This is a genomic window from Actinoplanes sp. NPDC023714, assembly GCF_040639855.1.
Lineage (GTDB): Bacteria > Actinomycetota > Actinomycetes > Mycobacteriales > Micromonosporaceae > Actinoplanes.
The window spans coordinates 179088-196061 of sequence record NZ_JBFAAR010000001.1 but is presented as its reverse complement, the minus strand read 5'-3'; the positions used below and the strand labels follow the sequence as shown (position 1 = coordinate 196061).

The following is a 16974-nucleotide window of genomic DNA, read 5'->3' as shown; positions in this document are numbered from 1 at the left end:
TGCGTCTAGATTACCCGCGCGCCCGGCTGCGGCCCCCGCGCGGTGACCGCCTCCAGGCAGACGCCCGCCGCGTTCAGCCCGGCGACCACCCGCTGGGCGTGCCCGGCGTCGGCCGCGAGGAAGACGCACGTCGGGCCGGAACCCGAGACGATGCCGGCGATCGCGCCCGCCTCGTGACCGGCTTTCAGCACGTCGGCGAGCTGCGGGCGGAGCGACAGCGCGGCCGCCTGCAGGTCGTTGCCGAGCGCCGCGCCGAGCACCTCCGGGTCGCGCTGGCGCAGCGCGGCCATCAGCCGGTCGGGACCGTCGAGCGGCGCCGGCGGCCAGGAGCTGTCCCGCAGCGTGTCGAGCTCGCGGTAGACGGCCGGGGTGGAGAGACCGCCGTCGGCGACCGCGACCACCCAGTGCCACGCGGTGGGCCGGGCCAGGATCGGGCTGACCGCCTCGCCGTGGCCGGTGCCCAGGGCGGTGCCGCCGTGCAGCAGGAACGGCACGTCCGACCCGAGCTGCGCGCCGACCTCGGCGAGCTCGTCCCGGGACATGCCGAGGCCCCAGAGCACGTCACAGGCGATCAGGGCGGCGGCCGCGTCGGCGCTGCCCCCGGCCAGGCCACCGGCGAGCGGGATCGACTTGCGCAGGTGCAGGCGCGCGTAGGCCGGGACCCGCGCCCGCGCGGCCAGCGCCCGGGCGGCCCGGATGATCAGGTTGCTCTCGTCCAGCGCCAGCTCCCCGGCGCCGACGCCCTCCATGGTCAGCGTGAGGGTGTCGCCCCGGCGAGCGGTGAGCTCATCGAAGATCCCGATCGCGTGGTAGACCGTGTTGAGCTCGTGGAAGCCGTCCGGCCGCAGCGGGCCGACGCCGAGATGCAGATTGATTTTGGCGGGCACCCGCACCCGCACCGGACCGGGATGCGGACGCGGTCCCTCGTCGTCCGGTCCCCACGCCTCGGTCACGGAGCGATGTCCCGGACGGGCAGCCGAATCTCGAACGGCGCGCTCAACACCAGCTCCTCATCCGAGTCGGCGACCAGGTCATATCTGCCCTTCGCCAGGTCGTAGGCGAAGATGTGCACCGGGTCCTGCTCAATTCGCCAGTAGTGCGGAACGCCCGCGGCGGCGTAGAGACCCGGTTTTTCCAGACGATCCCGCCTCCTGGTGCCGGGCGACACGATCTCGATGGCCACGACCACCTGCTCCGGCGGGAAGAAGTGGTGACCGAGGTCCACCGGGCTGTGCAGGATCAGGGCGTCCGGCTCGATGGTCGAGTCGAAGTCGACGACGACACCGACCGCCATCTGCGGTTCGAAGCCCTTCGGGCAGTGCCGGTCGAGCCAGCCCATCAGCCGCCAATTGATCTTCTGATGACCACCGGTCGGAGAGGGGACCACTCGGAGGACTCCATCGGACAGCTCGACGCGGGGGGCGTCGGCGGGCAGGTTGAGGACGTCCTCGACGGTGTAGCCGGCGCGCTTCTGTTTGACGAGGTCCTCACTCCACACCACATCACCTGCCGGTTCGGCGGTCATGAGTCCACCTCCTCAGGCTGCGCGCCGGTCGACGGGCTGAGCTTACCGCCGGGGGCCGACACTTTCGCCGCCGCGGCGATCGCGGCGAACTCGCCCACGGTGAGCGCCTCCCCGCGCGCCTGCGGGCTCACCCCCGCCTCGCGGAGCACCCGCTCGGCCCGGTCGGCGCCGCCCGCCCAGCCGGCCAGGGCGGCCCGCAGCGTCTTGCGGCGCTGCGCGAACGCCGCGTCGACCACCGCGAAGACGTCCGCGCGGGACGCGGGCCCGTGGCCCGCCGGCGGCTCCCGCCGGGTGAACGCGACGAGCCCGGAATCCACGTTGGGCACCGGCCAGAACACCGCGGGCGGGACCTTGCCGGCCGGCCTGGCCTCGGCGTACCAGGCCAGCTTCACGGACGGGACGCCGTACACCTTCGAGCCGGGACCGGCGGTGAGCCGGTCCGCGACCTCCTTCTGCACCATGACCAGGCCGCCGCGCAGCGAGGGCAGCTCGGCGAGCAGGTGCAGCACGACCGGCACCGCCACGTTGTACGGCAGGTTCGCCACCAGCATGGTCGGCGCCGGGTCGAAGAGGTCGCCGGTGACCCGCAGCGCGTCGCCCGGGTGCACGGTCAGGTGCGGCGCCGTGACGGTCTCCGGCAGGGCCGCGGCCAGCTTCGCGTCGAGCTCCACGGCGTGCACGTGCCGGACCGCGGCGACCAGCCCGAGCGTCAGCGAGCCGAGGCCGGGGCCGACCTCCAGCGCCACGTCGTCGGGGCGGAGGGCGGCCGCAGCGACGATCCGCCGGATGGTGTTCGGGTCGTGCAGGAAGTTCTGGCCGAGCTTCTTGGTCGGCGCGACGCCGAGGCGCGCGGCGAGTTCCCGGATCTCCGCCGGGCCTAAGAGAGTGTCAGCCATGGTGATGAGCCTAGATCGGGCCCTTCACCACGGTCCGAAGACCCGCTCCCCGGTCGCCGAGATGGTGGCGCTGAGCTCGTCGACGTCCACGCCCCGGGCCGCCGCGAGCGCCCGCACCGTGATCGGGATGAGGTACGACGCGTTCGGCCGCCCCCGGTACGGCACCGGCGTGAGGTACGGCGCGTCGGTCTCCACCATCATCTGCTCCGGCGGGGTGATCGCGGCCGCCTCCCGCAGGTTCCCGGCGCTCGCGAACGTGACCGTCCCGGCGAAGCTCAGGTAGTACCCGCGCCGCACGCACTCGGCCGCGAACGCCGCGTCGCCGGAGAAGCAGTGCAGGACCACGGTGTCCGGCGCGCCCTCGGCGTCCAGGATCCGCAGCACGTCGTCGTGGGCGTCACGGTCGTGGATGATCAGCGCCTTGCCGTGCCGCTTCGCGATCGCGATGTGCGCCCGGAAGCTCGCCTCCTGCGCGGCCCGCCCCTCGTCCCCGGTGCGGAACGTGTCCATCCCGGTCTCGCCGATCCCCCGGACCCGCGGCCGGGCCGCCAGCGCCTCGATCTCCCGGAGCGCCTCGTCCAGGTCGGACAGCCGGGGCGCCTCGTTCGGGTGCAGGGCGACGGCGGCGAGCACCGCGCCGTGCCTCTCGGCCGCGTCCGCGCTCCACCGGGATGATTCGACGTCCACGCCCACCTGCACGAGACGGTCCACACCGGCCTTCGCGGCGGCCGCGATCAGCGCCTCCACCCGGTCGCCCTCGGCCCGGTCGCCCTCGGCCGGGTCTCCCTCGCCCCGGTCACCCTCGGCCCGGTCGCCCTCGCCCGTGGCGAACGAGCCCTCGGTCACGGTCAGGTCGAGGTGCGTGTGGCTGTCGAACACCGGGATCGCGAGCGGCTCCGGCGCGGGCGGGAACTCGCCCGCCCGCCGCGCGGCTTTCGCCCGGCGGGACTCGGACGGCGAGCTGGAGGGAGAAGACATGTGAGACATTGTGCACGTCGCGTTTTCCGGTAACCGCGCGTTCATCCGATATCCACCGCAGTCACTTAGGTTGCGCCGCGTGACGGTGACCGGTGAGGACAGTGAGCTGGGATTCGACCCGCTCGACCCACCCCTGATGGCGCCGCTGCGCCGCGACCTGAACTGGCAGCAGGTCCAGCTCATGAGCCAGTCTGCCGTGTACCGGGACGATCCGGACCTGCGCCGGATCCGGGCCACCGCGGCGATCCGCCGCGGCACGCGGATGACGAAGGTCCTCTCCGCGGCACAGGTCGCCGGTCATCTCGGCGGCTGGCTTCCGTACGGATTCTGCTACCGCTCCTGCGACATCGAGCACCTGCGCGAACCGGACCGGCTCGCGCTGCTCCGCACGGACGGCACGGCCGACTCCTCGGTCACGTTCGCGCTGCGCTGGCGGGCCACCGACCCGATCGACTACGAGGTGCCGTCGGCGCCGGCCCAGCCCGGTCTCGTGGCGCTGCCGGCGCACTCCCGGATCGGCGCGATGGTCCTCGGCACCGGATTCGGGCCGAGCACCGACGACCTGATCCCGGAATACGTCACGGCCGGCTTCGCGGACCTGCCGATCCCGGCGAACGCGCAGCTCCTGGCGCATGTCCCGGGCGGCGAAGAGGTGATCCTCTACACCTATCAGCCGGAGCAGAACGGCTGGCTGCGGCTGGCCGGGCCGCGCTGGCGGAGCCTGCTCGGCGAGATCCCGGGCGCGAGCCCGGACCGGGAGTACGTGCCGTGCACCGGCGCCGCCTCGGCCCGGCTGGTCGGCCGGATCGACGACAAGGAGTACGAGGCGGTCGCCGACCCGCCCGGCGAGTTCCGGGTCCGCGCGCTCACCCGCGCCGCCCGCTACCCGGTGCAGACCCTGAGCCGGCGGGCCGAGCAGGCGCTCTGGCGTGGCGTGCCGTCCTGGGTGCTCCAGCGGGACGAGACCTGGGCCCGGCTGCGGCTGATCAGGCCGGACGTCGACGGCATCAACGCGACCGGGGCGCGCTGCTACGAGCGCGGCGTCTACGAGGCCTGGGCGCCGGTGGACGAGCTGGCCGACCACCACATCGCGGACATCGCCTACCAGCTGTGAAAAGGGCCGGCACGCAGCCGGCCCTTCTCGTCACCCCGGAGACGATCAGGAGCTCTCGCCGAGGCGGGCCAGTTCCTCCTCGACCACCGACGGCTCGAGCTTGCGGAAGACCGGCTTCGGCGCGGCCAGCGGCGTGCCGGCCACCAGGGGCACCGACTCCCAGCGGGCGCCCACCGTGTAGTCGCCCATGAGCACCGGGTAGGACGGGCCGGCGTCCAGGTCGTCGACCTCGACGATCTGCGGCATCGGGGCGTGCACCCCGGTCCCGCCGAGCAGCTCGAAGACCTTCTGCGCGGAGTGCGGCAGGAACGGCGTGAGCAGCGTGTTGGCGTCGCTCACCACCTGGAGGGCGACGTGCAGGACGGTCCCCTGCCGCGGCTTCTCCTCCTCCGACTTGAGCTTCCACGGCGCCTGCTCGGAGAGGTACTTGTTGGCCTCGGCGACCACCCGCATCGCCTCGCCGATCGCCGCCTTCTGCCGGTGCTTGCCGATCAGCTCGCCGACCGTGGCGAAGCCCTCCCGGGCGACGGCCAGCAGGGCCTGGTCCTCGGCGGTCAGGTCGAGGGCCGGCGGGATCGCGCCGAAGTTCTTCGCGGCCATCGAGATCGACCGGTTCACCAGGTTGCCCCAGCCGGCCACCAGCTCGTCGTTGTTGCGCCGGACGAACTCGGCCCAGGTGAAGTCGGTGTCGTTCGACTCCGGCCCGGCCGCCGCGATGAAGTACCGCAGGGCGTCGGCGTCGTAGCGCTCCAGGAAGTCGCGCACGTAGATGACGACCTTGCGGGACGAGGAGAACTTCTTCCCCTCCATCGTCAGGTATTCGCTGGAGACCACCTCGGTCGGCAGGTTCAGCCTGCCGAACTCGCCGGCCTGGCCGCCCTTGTCGCCCTCGCCCGAGTAGCCGAGCAGCAGCGCCGGCCAGATCACCGAGTGGAAGACGATGTTGTCCTTGCCCATGAAGTAGTAGGCCGAGGCGTCCTTGCCCTCGCCGTCCGCCGACCACCACTTGCGCCAGGCCTGCGGGTCGCCGGTCCGCCGGGCCCACTCGATCGAGGCCGACAGGTAGCCGATGACCGCGTCGAACCAGACGTAGATCCTCTTGTCGTTGCGCTCGCGCCAGCCGTCGAGCGGGATCGGCACGCCCCACTCCAGGTCACGGGTGATCGCCCGGGGCTGGAGGTCGTCGAGCAGGTTCCGGGAGAACTTGAGGACGTTGGGACGCCAGTTCTCCCGCTGGTCGAGCCAGTGGCCGATCGCCTCGGCGAAGGCCGGCAGGTCGAGGAAGAAGTGCTCGGTCTCGACGAACTGCGGCACCTCCCCGTTGATCCGCGACTTCGGGTTGATCAGCTGCTCGGGGTCGAGCTGGTTGCCGCAGTTGTCGCACTGGTCGCCGCGGGCGCTCTCGTAGCCGCAGATCGGGCAGGTGCCCTCGATGTAGCGGTCGGGCAGCGTGCGCCCGGTGGACGGCGAGATCGCGCCGAGCGTGGTGCGCGCGACGATGTAGCCGTTCGCGTGCAGCCCCTGGAACAGCTCCTGCACCACGGCGTAGTGGTTGGTGGTCGTGGTGCGGGTGAACAGGTCGTAGGAGAGGCCCAGCCCGTGCAGGTCCTCGACGATCACCCGGTTGTAGCGGTCGGCGAGCTCGCGCGGCTTCACCCCGTCGGCGTCGGCCTGCACCTGGATCGGCGTGCCGTGCTCGTCGGTGCCGGAGACCATGAGCACGTCGTGGCCGGCCATCCGCATGTACCGGCTGAAGACGTCGGACGGCACCCCGAAGCCGGAAACATGACCGATGTGGCGCGGGCCGTTGGCGTAGGGCCAGGCAACCGCGGCGAGAACGTGACTCATGACGTACAAGGGTAGTGACCGCCTCCGCTGCGGTGCGAACGGATTGCCACCCGACACGCCCCCCGCCCGAATTGTCACGACACACCCCATGTGTGACGTGATCCCGGCCGGGTGCGAGCGTTCAATAATCTAGTGACCGGAGAAGCGCCGCAGCCCGGGGAGAACCCCCGCCACCAGGGCAATCCGTGGACCCTCGCCGAACCCGACGCCGGATGGTGGCGGGGCGGGCGCGACCGGGAGCCGCCGACCGGCCCGGCGGCGGCCGGCGAGCCGCGCGCCGAGGGCCCGGCCGCGGAGAGCCTGATCGCGGAGAGCCCGGCCGCGGAGAGTCTGATCGCGGATAGTGAGGCGGCCGCCGAGGCCCGGGCCGCGGGCGCCCGGGACCTGACCGAGGGCTCCCGGCTGGCGACCGCCGGGGAGCTGATGATCATCGAGCCGGACTCGTCCGGCGAGCAGGCTCCGGCCGTACTCGAAGGCATCGGAGATCAACCCCCGGAGGACCGCAACCGGCCCACGGTGGTCCTGAACGCGCAGCGTCCCCTGCCGGACGTCGCGGTGTCGCCGGAGGTGGAGGCGCGCCTGGAGCGGCTGGAGAACTCGCCGTTCTGGATGAGCGAGCACGAGCGCGCCGTCGCCGACACCACCCGCCCGCACCGGCACCAGCAGCCGGGTCGCCGCCGCGTGCAGCCGCGCCGCACCAGCCCGGCCGGCCCGCTCGCCGCCCTGGTGACGCTGAGCCTGCTGGCGGCGTTCTTCGCCTGGGTCAGCGCCGAGCCGTTCTGGCTGGCGGTCGGGCACGGCGACGACGGCCGGGCCACCACGACCCAGTGCCGCGGCGAGGGCCTGACGCAGCGCTGCGCGGGCGATTTCACCACCGACGACGGCCGCTTCACCGTCTCCCACGTGACGCTGCTCGGCATCTCCGGCGACGGCCGCGCCACCGGCGCGATCACCCCGGCCCGGATGGTCAGCGCCGGCAGCGGCCAGGCCTACGCCGGACCCGCCGGAACCCTCATGAACCTCCGCTGGATCCTCGGCTTCGCGCTCGTCCTGATCTGCGGTTACGGCATCGCCCAGAGCACCGGCGCGCACCGCCTCGAGACCGGCATGAAACGCCGCCGCGCTGTCCTGCTCAGCTTCACCGCCCCGATCCTGCTCCAGCTGGGCTTCCTCGCGGCCGCTTTCTAGGGGTACGAAGGTAGCCCCCGAGCAACCCGCAAAACGCCGCCGGTGAGGAGGCGTGGGATTTGCCGACGCCCGCGGGGTTTGCGGGTGGCGGCAAATCACGCGACTCCTCACCGGTTACAAGGCGTTTTGCCGCGGAGCGAAGCGGAGCCAGCAGGCTCAGCGTTTTGCCGCGGAGCGAAGCGGAGCCAGCCAGCTCAGTGCACGATGTTGTAGACGTCGCGCTTCTTGAGGTTGTGCTCGGCCGCCACCGCCTGGATGGCGTCGCGGCGTGACTCGCCGGCGGCCTCGCGCTCGGCGACGGCCGCGCGCAGCTCCTCCTCGGAGGGCACCTCGGCGGCCACCGGCGGCGCCCCGGCCACCACCAGGGTGATCTCGCCGCGCGGCTCGTCGGCGGCCGCGCCGGCGGCCAGGTCGGCGAGCGAGCCCCGGCGGATCTCCTCGTACGTCTTGGTCAGCTCCCGGCAGATCGCGGCCGGCCGGTCCGCGCCGAAGACCGCGGCGAGGTCCTCGAGCGCCCCCACGATCCGGTGCGGCGCCTCGAAGAAGACGAGCGTCCGCGGCTCGGCCGCCAGCTCGCGCAGCCGGGAACGCCGGCCCGAGCCGGTCCGCGGCAGGAACCCCTCGAAGACGAACCGGTCGCTGGGCAGCCCGGAGAGCGCCAGCGCGGTGGTGACGGCGCTCGGCCCGGGCGCGGCCGTCACCGGGTAGCCGGCGTCGAGCGCGGCCCGGACGAGCCGGTAGCCGGGGTCGGAGACGCTCGGCATGCCGCCGTCGGTCACGACCGCGACGACCGCGCCCCCGGCGAGCGCCTCGACGAGCTCGGGCGTACGCCGTTCGTCGTTGCCCTCGAAGTACGACACGATCCGCCCGCCGACCGTCACGCCGAGGTCGCGGGCGAGCCGGTTCAGGCGCCGCGTGTCCTCGGCCGCGATCACGTCCGCCGAGGCCAGGACCTCGCGCAACCGGGCGGAGGCGTCGCCGATGTTGCCCAGCGGCGCGCCCGCCAGCACTACCCGCCCGAGTCCGTTCTCATGTCCCGCCATCGGAAAAGTCCATCACATGACAGGACGCGGCGATGGCGGGCATCACTTCTCAGGCGTGGGGCCTACGATCGCGGGGTGACGACGGCGGCCACTGCTGAGAATGAACTCACCACCGCGGACTCCCCCTCCGGGGCGGATCGGTCCCCGGGGGTGCGTGCTGTTCCCGACATCGTCCGGCGGCGGCTGTCGACGCTGGATCAGCGCTTCAACCCGTACTCGTGGATAGTCACGGCGATCATCGTGACGATCGCGGCGATCCTGCGGTTCGCCGGGCTGAGCCGCCCGAAGGGCTACATCTTCGACGAGGTCTACTACCCGACCGACGCCTGGGACATGCTCCAGCACGGCGTCGAGTGGGACGAGAAGACCAACGGCCCGGCATACGTGGTTCACCCGCCGCTCGGCAAGTGGCTGATCGCGTTCGGCGAGCACTTCTTCGGCAACAGCGAGTTCGGCTGGCGGTTCTCCGCCGCGGTCGCCGGCACCCTGATGATCCTGGTCCTGATCCGGGTCGCCTACCGGATGTTCCACTCGATCGTGCTGGCCGGCACGGCGGGCCTGCTGATGGCGCTGGACGGCTTCCAGCTGGTGCTGTCCCGCACCTCGCTGCTCGACATCTTCCTGGGCCTGTTCATCCTGGTGGCGTTCGCCTGCATGGTGCTCGACCGCGACCACTACCGGCGCAGCTGGCAGCGGGCGCTCGACGGCGGCTACGACCCGTCCGCCACGCCGCACCTCCCCCGGATCGTCCCGTGGTGGCTGCTCGCCGCCGGCGCCGCGTTCGGCCTGGCCTGCGGCGTGAAGTGGAGCGCGCTCTTCTTCGCCCCGTTCTTCGCCGTCCTCGTGATCGTCTGGCGGGTGCAGGCGCGGCGCTCGGCCGGCGTCCGCGGCCCGATCGTCGCCGGCATCCTCGGCGACCTGGGCTGGCTGCTGCTCAGCTTCGCCCTCACGTTCCTCCTCTACCTCGCCACCTGGACCGGCTGGTTCGTCACCGACGTCGGCTACTTCCGGCATTACCGGGAGGCGAACGGGATGAGCGAGCCGCCGGTCATCGGCGCGCTGCTCAACCTCGCGCACTACCACTCCGAGGCCTACAACTTCCACAGCGGACTGACCGAGAAGCACACCTATCAGTCGTGGCCGTGGCAGTGGCTGCTGCTGGGCCGCCCGGTCGCGTTCTACTGGAACGGCGCCGGCGACTGCGGCGCCTCGAACTGCGCGGCCGAGATCCTGCTGCTCGGCACGCCGATCCTGTGGTGGTCGTTCCTGCCGGCGCTGGGCGCGCTGGTCTGGTTCGGCATCGCCCGGCGCGACTGGCGGGCCTACGCCATCTTCACCGGCGCGGTGGCCGGCCTGCTGCCCTGGTTCTACTTCGCGGTGGCCGACGGCCGGACGATGTTCTCGTTCTACGCCCTGCCGGCGCTGCCGTTCCTGATCCTGGCCGTCGTCTACGTCCTCGGCGCGATCATGACGCCACCGACGGGCCTGGTGGCCGGGCCGGGCCGCTCGGATCGCCAGCTGATCGGCACGGTGGTCCTGACGACCTTCGTGGTCCTGGTGGCGCTCTGTTTCGCCTACTTCTACCCGGTCTTCGTCGGCACGCTGATGCCCTATGACGACTGGTCGGTGCGGATGTGGCTCGGGAGCCGCTGGATCTAGGCCGAATCCGGGCGCCCGCCCCGGAAAACAGGGCGCGCCCCGATCGCCTGCCACGGGGGAAGCGGGCGATAGGGGCGCGCAAGATGGAGCTTAACGAGGTCGGATGACCGGCACAACGGGTGACCCCACAAGATTGCCGTGTCGCAAACACCTTGATGGCGATTCGGACATTACACTCCAATCTCGCTTAAGGGTTTAATCGATTCGTGAAGAATGCTCGAATTGCCAGTCGGGAATGCGACAGCAAATCGATGCCCGAATCGGCGTAACGTCTTTCGGTCCGGGGCCTCACCGCTGCTCAGCGAAATGCGATCGGGAACCGGCCGGACCGGCTCCGACCGGTCAATACTCCGGCCTCATCATTTCGTCCCATTTCAGGGGATCAGTCGGCTGTCCCCCTTGTGAGTGATCTGTTCCAAGATCGCCGATAAATGTTCTTAAGCTTCGCCGCGTGACTTCGCAGGAGCCCAGAACCTCGCAATCCGCCGACCATGCCCCGGACACGGAGATCATCGCCGTGTCCGCGCCCGCCCCGGTCTTCGTCGACTCGACGGGACGGCGCAGCCGGCTGCTTCGGCGCCTCGCGTTGGCCTTCGGCATCCTCGTCGTCGCCTACGGGGGGTTGCTCAGCGTCAGTCTGGCCGGTGGACCGGTCAGTTCGAGCGCCGTACTACCGCTGCCCGGCCTGGAGGACGACGAGGACGAGAAGAAGGACGCCACGCCGGCGCCCCGGCCCAGTCCCACGCCGCAGCCGAGCAGCTCGGCCCGCCCGCGGTACATCGTGGAGTCGTTGCAGCGGCGCACCGACTACCCGCCGCGGCGGACCGTCGCGCCCTCCTCCTCGGCCCCGTCGGCCAAGCCGTCCAAGGCGCCGAGCGTCAAGCCGGTCACCAGGACCCCGGCGCCGGCCACCTCGCGGACGACGGAGTCGACCACCAAGCCGTCGCCCAGCAGGTCCACGTCGCCCGCACCGGTCACCTCGTCCAGCGCCCCGCCGGCCGGCGGTGGCAACGAGCCGCCGCCGCCCGCGCCGCCGGCCGGTGGCCAGGCGGGTGGCGGCCAGACCGGCGGCGGCCAGGCGGGCGGCACCGGCGGTGAGCCCGTCGTCGACGAGCCCGCCCCCGCGCCGGCCGCCACGAACACCAGGACCGCCACCCCGGCGCCGGCCCCGCCGCCGCCCGCCCCGCCGGTCGAGGACGACCCGGTGGACACCCCTGCCCCCTCGACCGGGACCACGCCGTGACCACTTCCCCCTCCTCCACCCCCACCACGCCCCGGCGGTCGCGCGCCCGGGGCCGCAGCCGCCGCCGGATCCTGCCGCGCCCGCGCGTCATGCTCGGCACGCTGCTGATCGGCTTCTTCGTGGCCGTGCTGGTCGTGCAGGCGTACATCAACGCCGAGTTCAAGAGCGACCACGTGGAGACCGAGGTCGGCGACCAGTCCGGGGTGCCGCTGGCGATCCGCGGCGGCGGCCCGATCATCAACACCACCGGCGGGCAGGAGAGCACCACCCGGCTGCCGGACCGCACCATCGCGCTCACCTTCGACGACGGCCCGGATCCCGAGTGGACACCGAAGATCCTGAAGGTGCTGAAGGACAACGACGCGCACGGCACGTTCTTCGTGGTCGGCTCGCAGGTGGCCCGCCACCCGGAGCTGGCCAGGCAGATCGTGGACGGCGGCAACGAGCTCGGCGTGCACACCTTCACCCACCCGAACATGCAGCGGCTCGCGCCCTGGCGGCGTGAGCTGGAGCTGTCCCAGACCCAGGTGGCGATCGCCCGGGCCACCGGCGTGAAGACCAACCTGGCCCGGTTCCCGTACTCGTCCAAGAACGCCGCGATCGACGACGTGAACTGGAACCTCGTCAAGGAGGCCGGCCGGCACGGCTACCTCGTCGTCGTGAACGACCTGGACAGCGAGGACTGGCAGCGGCCGGGCGCCCGGAAGATCGTCGAGTCGTCGACGCCGGCCGGGGACAGCTCGGCGATCGTCCTGTTCCACGACGCCGGCGGCGAGCGGTCGCAGACCGTCCAGGCGCTGGCCGAGTTCATCCCGAAGATGAAGGCCCGCGGCTACCGGTTCACCACGGTCACCGAGGGCCTGAACCTGAGCATCGCCGAGCAGGCCGCCCAGACCGGCCCGGATCGCGCCGAGAGCGCCGAGGCGATCACCGCCCTGCCGCTGAACCCGGACGCGCCGCAGCACGACGAGTGGCGGGGCCTGGCCCTGATCTGGACGGTCCGGCTCGCCGACGGCCTGGTCCTCCTGGTCGCCTCGCTCTTCGTGATCGTCGGGGCGCTCACGATCGGCCGTACCGGTCTGCTGCTCCTCCTCGCGACCCGGCACGCCCGGCAGCGCCGCAAGCCGAACTGGCGCTGGGGCCCGCCGGTGACCGAGCCGGTCTCGGTGATCGTGCCCGCCTACAACGAGAAGGAGGGCATCGAGGCGGCCGTCCGCTCGCTCGCGACCGGCGACTATCCGGAGATCGAGGTGGTGGTCGTCGACGACGGGTCCACCGACGGCACGGCCGATCTCGTGGAACGGATGGGGCTGCCCAACGTACGGGTGGTGCGGGTGCCCAACGGCGGCAAGCCGAACGCGCTGAACACCGGCGTGGCCCTGGCCCGGCACGACCTGATCGTCACGGTCGACGGCGACACCATCTTCGAGGACGACTCGATCCGCCGGCTCGTGCAGCCGTTCGCCGACCCGTCGGTGGGTGCCGTGGCCGGCAACGTGAAGGTCGGCAACCGCAGCAGCATGGTCGCCACCTGGCAGCACATCGAGTACGTGATCGGCTTCAACCTGGACCGCCGCCTGTACGAGGTGATGAACTGCATGCCGACCGTGCCGGGCGCGATCGGCGCGTTCCGCCGGGAGGCGCTCGCCCAGGTCGGCGGCGTCAGCGACGAGACGCTGGCCGAGGACACCGACGTCACGATGGCGCTGTGCCGGGCCGGCTGGCGGGTCGTCTACGAGGAGAACGCCAAGGCCTGGACCGAGGCGCCGACCACGCTGGAGCAGCTCTACCGCCAGCGGTACCGGTGGAGCTACGGGACCATGCAGGCGATGTGGAAGCACCGCCGGTCCATCCTCGAGTCCGGCGCGTCCGGCCGGTTCGGCCGGGTCGGGCTGCCGTTCCTCGCGCTCTTCGGCGTCGCGCTGCCGATGCTCGCGCCGGTCGTCGACATCATGCTGATCTACGGCCTGGTCTTCTGGGAGCTCAGCGAGACTCTGGTGGCCTGGGTCGGGATGCTGGCGCTGCAGATGTTCACGGCGGCGGTGGCGTTCCGTTTCGACAAGGAGTCACTCAAGCCGCTGCTCAAGCTGCCGCTGCAGCAGTTCGCCTATCGCCAGCTGATGTACCTCGTGCTGCTCCAGTCGGCGACCACGGCGCTGACCGGCGGCCGGCTGCGCTGGCACAAGCTGAACCGGGCCGGCCTGGTGGCGCGGACGCCTGCGGCCGACCCGATCGGACCGAGCGGCAACGTCGCCCCGGCCGTCGACAGCTGGCCGCCGGTGCAGCACCACTTCACCCCGGCGCCGCGGACCCCGACCGGCCGTGCCGTCGCCCCGCCGGCGGTGCCCACCCAGAGCATGCCGGCCTACGAGTACTACCCCGATGAGCTCCCCTATGCCGGCTCACCCCCGGCCGGGAGTTCCCGGCTCGATCAGAGCCGGTAGCGCACCGGCCCCGCGCCCGGCCGAACTGCAGCCGGTCGGGCGCGGGGCCGGTGACCGCCGTCCCCCCAGGTCCGGGGCTTATGCGACCGCCAGGTCCCGGATCATCTCGCTCGGTGTCATCTCCGCGTAGGGGAAGACGACGTGCAGCGAGGTGCCGTCACCGGGCCGGTCGGAGAGGGCCACCGTGGCGTGGTGCGCGTCGAGGATGCGCTTCGCCACGGCCAGGCCCCGATCCGGTCCGGGCACGTCCGCCGGGTTGGCGATGGCGCCGTAGTAGAGGTGCGGGAACAGGTCGGGCCGCAGCCCGTCGGGCAGGTCCATGTCGTCGAGCCGTACGGTCGGCCCCGACTCCATCTCGGTGCCCACCCGCACCCGGCCGCCCTCCGGCGTGTACTTCACCGCCGCGAAGAGCAGGTGGGTCAGCACCTGCTCGAGCCGGACCGGGTCGGCGATGATCGGCAGCGACGGCCCGCCGGCCTGGTTGAGGATCCAGATGTGCTTGCTCGCCGCGATCGGCCGGACCGCCTCGACCGCCCGCTGCGTCACCCGGGTCAGGTCGCACTGCTTCATATGCAGGCTGTCCCCGCCCAGGCCGGCTTCGGCCATCGAGGTGAGGTGGCCGATGAGTTCCCGGAAGCCGCGGACGTGCGCGGCGGTGGCCCGGCCCACCAGGTCGGCCATCTCGGCGTCGTGGAAGCCGGTGTCGCCGAGCCGGTCCAGGTACGCCGACATGAGCCGCAGCGACGACCGCAGCTCCCCGCCGACGAGCCCGGCCAGGTCGTCCTTGCGGCGCTCCAGCTCCTGGAGCCGGGCCGTGGTGTTGGCGAGCGCGAACGAGTAGCGCCGCAGCTCCAGCTGAGCGGTCACCTGCCGGGCCAGCGCGCGCAGGGCCTGCTGCTGCTCGTTGTCGAGCCGCCGGGACACGGTGTCGAGCACGCAGAGCGTCCCGAGCGCGAAGCCGTCGGTGGTGAGCAGGGGCGCGCCGGCGTAGAACCGGATGCCGTCGGCGGCGGTCACGGCCGGGTTGTCGGCGAACCGGGCGTCCTCCCGGGCGTCCGGCACGACCAGCAGGTCGCGGCCGAGGATGGCGTGCGCGCAGAACGACACCTCCCGCGAGGTCTCGGTCAGCGCGGAGCCGGTGCTCGACTTGGCCCACTGCCGGTCGGCGTCGACGAGGCTCACCATCGCGACCGGGACCTCGCAGACACCGGCCGCGAGCGCGACGATGTCGTCGAAATCCTTCTCCGGCGGGCTGTCGAGGATGTCGAGGGAGTACAGCGCGGCCAGCCGCTCGATCTCGTTGTCGGGCAGTGGAGCTTTCATGGGGCGTCACCTCCGGGACTTGCTCCAGAGATACCACCCGAAAGTAGCTGTTTTCATGTTTTGCCCTACCTCTGGTGTGACGTGGCACGTGCGACCGCGAAGATCCATCCGGCCGGTCGTATGCTTCGGCGCTGTGAGCACCGAGCAGTTCGTCTGCGGAACGTGCGGCGCCAAGCACGACGGCCCGCCGCTCAGCTTCGCCGCGCAGGCGCCCGATCTGTGGAAGCCGGAGATGGCCGGCCAGGAGGGCTGCCTGCTCGACGCCGACCTCTGCGTGATCTTCGGGGAGCAGTTCTTCGTCCGCGGGCTGATCGAGCTGCCGGTCTGGGACATCGGCGGCGTGTTCACGTACAGCATGTGGGTCTCGCTGAGTCGCCCGAACTTCACCCGCGCGGTCGACGTCTGGGAGCAGGAGGGCCGGGAGGCCGAGCCGCCCTACTTCGGCTGGCTCTCCAACGCGATCGCCGGCTACGAGCCGTCCACGCTCAACCTGAAGACGAACGTCCACACCCGGCCGGTCGGCGAGCCGCCCTACATCGAGCTGGAGCCGACGAGCCACCCCCTGGCCGTCGAGCAGCTGGCCGGGATCACCCTGGCCCGGGTGCAGGAGATCGCCGCCTTCCACCTGCACCGGCTGGACGGTTTCGCGACTTAGAAGGGCACAGACCTTCTTGCGTACGAAGAAAGCAGCGCGACCGGAAAACAAAAGGGCGACCGAAGTCGCCCTGATGGTTGGTGGAGCTGTGGGGATTTGAACCCCAGACCCCCTCGATGCGAACGAGGTGCGCTACCAGACTGCGCCACAGCCCCCCGATTCCTCGGTGATTCCTCACCGGCGAACCTCGGAAAGGCTAACAGGTCATCGGGGGCATTCGCGAACCGACCCCCTCAGGCCGTGTGGTGCCGGCCGCCCGCCTCGTAGGGACGACCCCGCAGACCGCCCCGGCGCCGGTAGGAGACCGAGCCGCCGTTCGCGGCCACCGGGAGGTCCGAGGGCTCCCGGTCCAGGCCCATGGCGGCGCGGCGGACGGCCTCGCGCTGGGCGGCCAGGCGGCGCTGGGCCTCCCGCCTCGCCGCGGCACGGCGGGCCTGCTCGCGCCGCACCTCGGCCTGGCGGGCGGCCAGCCAGGCGGCCTCGCGGGCCTGGATGCGACGGCGGCGGCGGTCGGCGATGGCCCGGTTGCGCAGGTGGACCAGGTAGAGGCCGAGCAGGGCCCCGGTCACCGCGAAGCTGATCCAGAAGCCGGGGCCGACCGCCAGCACGCCGACCAGCTCGATCGCGTTGAGCAGCACCAGGGCGGCGAAGACCCGGCGGCGGCGGACCACGGCCGGGGTGCCGCGGCGCTGCGGCGCGCGGCGGGGCGGACGCTTGCCGGTGACCAGGCGCAGGCGACGCTCCGGAGGCGCGGCAGGATCACTCGAAGGGGCGGGTACCGTAACCGTCACCCGGCGCGCGGGGTTGATCGGTCGGCGTCCGGGCACGGTGCGTCGACGGCGGTGGCGCTGCAGCACCCGCGCCGTCGACGACGCCCGCTCCGCGGCGAGCCGCTCGGTGGCGTCGTACCGGCGTACCAGCGCCGGGGCGAGGGCGAGCAGCCCGGCCGCGGCGAGGACGGCGAGGAGCACCGAGGTCGGCACCCTCACCCCTCCGTTCCGCCACGACAAGATCGTTTAGAGTCGTGAAAAAATGCACGACGTTTGCGAGGTTACGGG

At 72.0% G+C, this 16974-nt stretch carries 14 protein-coding genes and 1 tRNA gene; 6 read left to right on the top strand and 9 right to left on the bottom strand.

Annotated features, from left to right (window positions below; genetic code table 11):
- Positions 1-5: 5 nt before the first annotated feature.
- The 4 genes from AB0G10_RS01025 to AB0G10_RS01010 are packed head-to-tail and all read right to left on the bottom strand — an operon-like array spanning position 6 to position 3399.
- Positions 6-953 carry a 4-(cytidine 5'-diphospho)-2-C-methyl-D-erythritol kinase gene (locus AB0G10_RS01025; RefSeq protein WP_360914554.1) on the bottom strand — a complete coding sequence of 316 codons (948 nt, stop codon included), beginning with the start codon at positions 951-953 and terminating at the stop codon, positions 6-8.
- On the bottom strand, positions 950-1525 hold the full coding sequence (locus AB0G10_RS01020; protein ID WP_360914551.1) for a Uma2 family endonuclease: 576 nt from the start codon (positions 1523-1525) through the stop codon (positions 950-952). Before AB0G10_RS01020 ends, AB0G10_RS01025 begins: the two co-directional genes overlap by 4 nt.
- On the bottom strand, positions 1522-2421 hold the full coding sequence (rsmA, locus tag AB0G10_RS01015; RefSeq protein ID WP_360914548.1) for a 16S rRNA (adenine(1518)-N(6)/adenine(1519)-N(6))-dimethyltransferase RsmA: 900 nt from the start codon (positions 2419-2421) through the stop codon (positions 1522-1524). Before rsmA ends, AB0G10_RS01020 begins: the two co-directional genes overlap by 4 nt.
- A gap of 24 nt (positions 2422-2445) precedes the next feature.
- Positions 2446-3399 carry a TatD family hydrolase gene (locus AB0G10_RS01010; protein ID WP_360914545.1) on the bottom strand — a complete coding sequence of 318 codons (954 nt, stop codon included), beginning with the start codon at positions 3397-3399 and terminating at the stop codon, positions 2446-2448.
- A gap of 79 nt (positions 3400-3478) precedes the next feature.
- On the opposite strand from AB0G10_RS01010, the gene AB0G10_RS01005 reads away from it, so the two are divergent.
- Positions 3479-4513, top strand: a complete 1035-nt coding sequence (locus AB0G10_RS01005; RefSeq protein ID WP_360914542.1) for a hypothetical protein — start codon at positions 3479-3481, stop codon at positions 4511-4513.
- 45 nt (positions 4514-4558) lie between these two features.
- Here AB0G10_RS01005 and metG read toward each other — a convergent pair whose 3' ends face one another.
- Entirely contained in the window at positions 4559-6361 is a 1803-nt protein-coding gene (gene metG, locus AB0G10_RS01000; RefSeq protein ID WP_360914539.1) for a methionine--tRNA ligase, read from the bottom strand.
- Between the two features lie 132 nt (positions 6362-6493).
- On the opposite strand from metG, the gene AB0G10_RS00995 reads away from it, so the two are divergent.
- Positions 6494-7549 carry a hypothetical protein gene (locus tag AB0G10_RS00995; protein WP_360914536.1) on the top strand — a complete coding sequence of 352 codons (1056 nt, stop codon included), beginning with the start codon at positions 6494-6496 and terminating at the stop codon, positions 7547-7549.
- A 194-nt stretch (positions 7550-7743) separates the two neighbouring features.
- On the opposite strand, the gene rsmI is transcribed toward AB0G10_RS00995, so the two are convergent.
- Complete coding sequence (rsmI, locus tag AB0G10_RS00990; protein ID WP_360914533.1) at positions 7744-8592, bottom strand: 16S rRNA (cytidine(1402)-2'-O)-methyltransferase; 849 nt, start codon at positions 8590-8592, stop codon at positions 7744-7746.
- Positions 8593-8667: 75 nt separating this feature from the next.
- Here rsmI and AB0G10_RS00985 point away from each other — a divergent pair, with 75 nt between their 5' ends.
- The 3 genes from AB0G10_RS00985 to AB0G10_RS00975 all read left to right on the top strand — a co-directional run bounded on the left by AB0G10_RS00985 (position 8668) and on the right by AB0G10_RS00975 (position 13938).
- Positions 8668-10251: a phospholipid carrier-dependent glycosyltransferase gene (locus AB0G10_RS00985; RefSeq protein ID WP_360914530.1), complete on the top strand. Its 1584-nt coding sequence runs from the start codon at positions 8668-8670 to the stop codon at positions 10249-10251.
- 451 nt (positions 10252-10702) lie between these two features.
- Positions 10703-11494 carry a hypothetical protein gene (locus tag AB0G10_RS00980; protein ID WP_360914527.1) on the top strand — a complete coding sequence of 264 codons (792 nt, stop codon included), beginning with the start codon at positions 10703-10705 and terminating at the stop codon, positions 11492-11494.
- Positions 11491-13938, top strand: coding sequence for a bifunctional polysaccharide deacetylase/glycosyltransferase family 2 protein (locus AB0G10_RS00975; RefSeq protein ID WP_360914524.1), 2448 nt, complete (start codon positions 11491-11493; stop codon positions 13936-13938). The genes AB0G10_RS00980 and AB0G10_RS00975 overlap by 4 nt, the downstream gene beginning before the upstream one ends.
- Positions 13939-14016: 78 nt before the next feature.
- Here AB0G10_RS00975 and AB0G10_RS00970 read toward each other — a convergent pair whose 3' ends face one another.
- The gene (locus AB0G10_RS00970) at positions 14017-15261 is read right to left on the bottom strand and encodes a GAF domain-containing protein (protein WP_360914521.1); all 1245 of its coding nucleotides are present in this window, start codon (positions 15259-15261) and stop codon (positions 14017-14019) included.
- A gap of 133 nt (positions 15262-15394) precedes the next feature.
- Between AB0G10_RS00970 and AB0G10_RS00965 the strand changes: the two genes are divergently transcribed.
- Positions 15395-15916, top strand: a complete 522-nt coding sequence (locus tag AB0G10_RS00965) for a DUF2199 domain-containing protein (protein WP_360914518.1) — start codon at positions 15395-15397, stop codon at positions 15914-15916.
- 78 nt (positions 15917-15994) lie between these two features.
- Here the strand turns inward: AB0G10_RS00965 and AB0G10_RS00960 are convergent.
- Both AB0G10_RS00960 and AB0G10_RS00955 read right to left on the bottom strand, forming a co-directional pair.
- Positions 15995-16071, bottom strand: a tRNA-Ala gene (locus tag AB0G10_RS00960).
- A 78-nt stretch (positions 16072-16149) separates the two neighbouring features.
- Entirely contained in the window at positions 16150-16905 is a 756-nt protein-coding gene (locus AB0G10_RS00955) for a hypothetical protein (RefSeq protein ID WP_360914515.1), read from the bottom strand.
- Positions 16906-16974: the final 69 nt, after the last annotated feature.

What these genes read in the sequence shown, in the direction of transcription:
- AB0G10_RS01020 (WP_360914551.1), bottom strand. Translation starts at nt 1,525, where the DNA reads ATGACCGCCGAACCGGCAGGTGATGTGGTGTGGAGTGAGGACCTCGTC.
- rsmA (WP_360914548.1), bottom strand. Translation starts at nt 2,421, where the DNA reads ATGGCTGACACTCTCTTAGGCCCGGCGGAGATCCGGGAACTCGCCGCG.
- metG (WP_360914539.1), bottom strand. Translation starts at nt 6,361, where the DNA reads ATGAGTCACGTTCTCGCCGCGGTTGCCTGGCCCTACGCCAACGGCCCG.
- rsmI (WP_360914533.1), bottom strand. Translation starts at nt 8,592, where the DNA reads ATGGCGGGACATGAGAACGGACTCGGGCGGGTAGTGCTGGCGGGCGCG.
- AB0G10_RS01010 (WP_360914545.1), bottom strand. Translation starts at nt 3,399, where the DNA reads ATGTCTTCTCCCTCCAGCTCGCCGTCCGAGTCCCGCCGGGCGAAAGCC.
- AB0G10_RS00970 (WP_360914521.1), bottom strand. Translation starts at nt 15,261, where the DNA reads ATGAAAGCTCCACTGCCCGACAACGAGATCGAGCGGCTGGCCGCGCTG.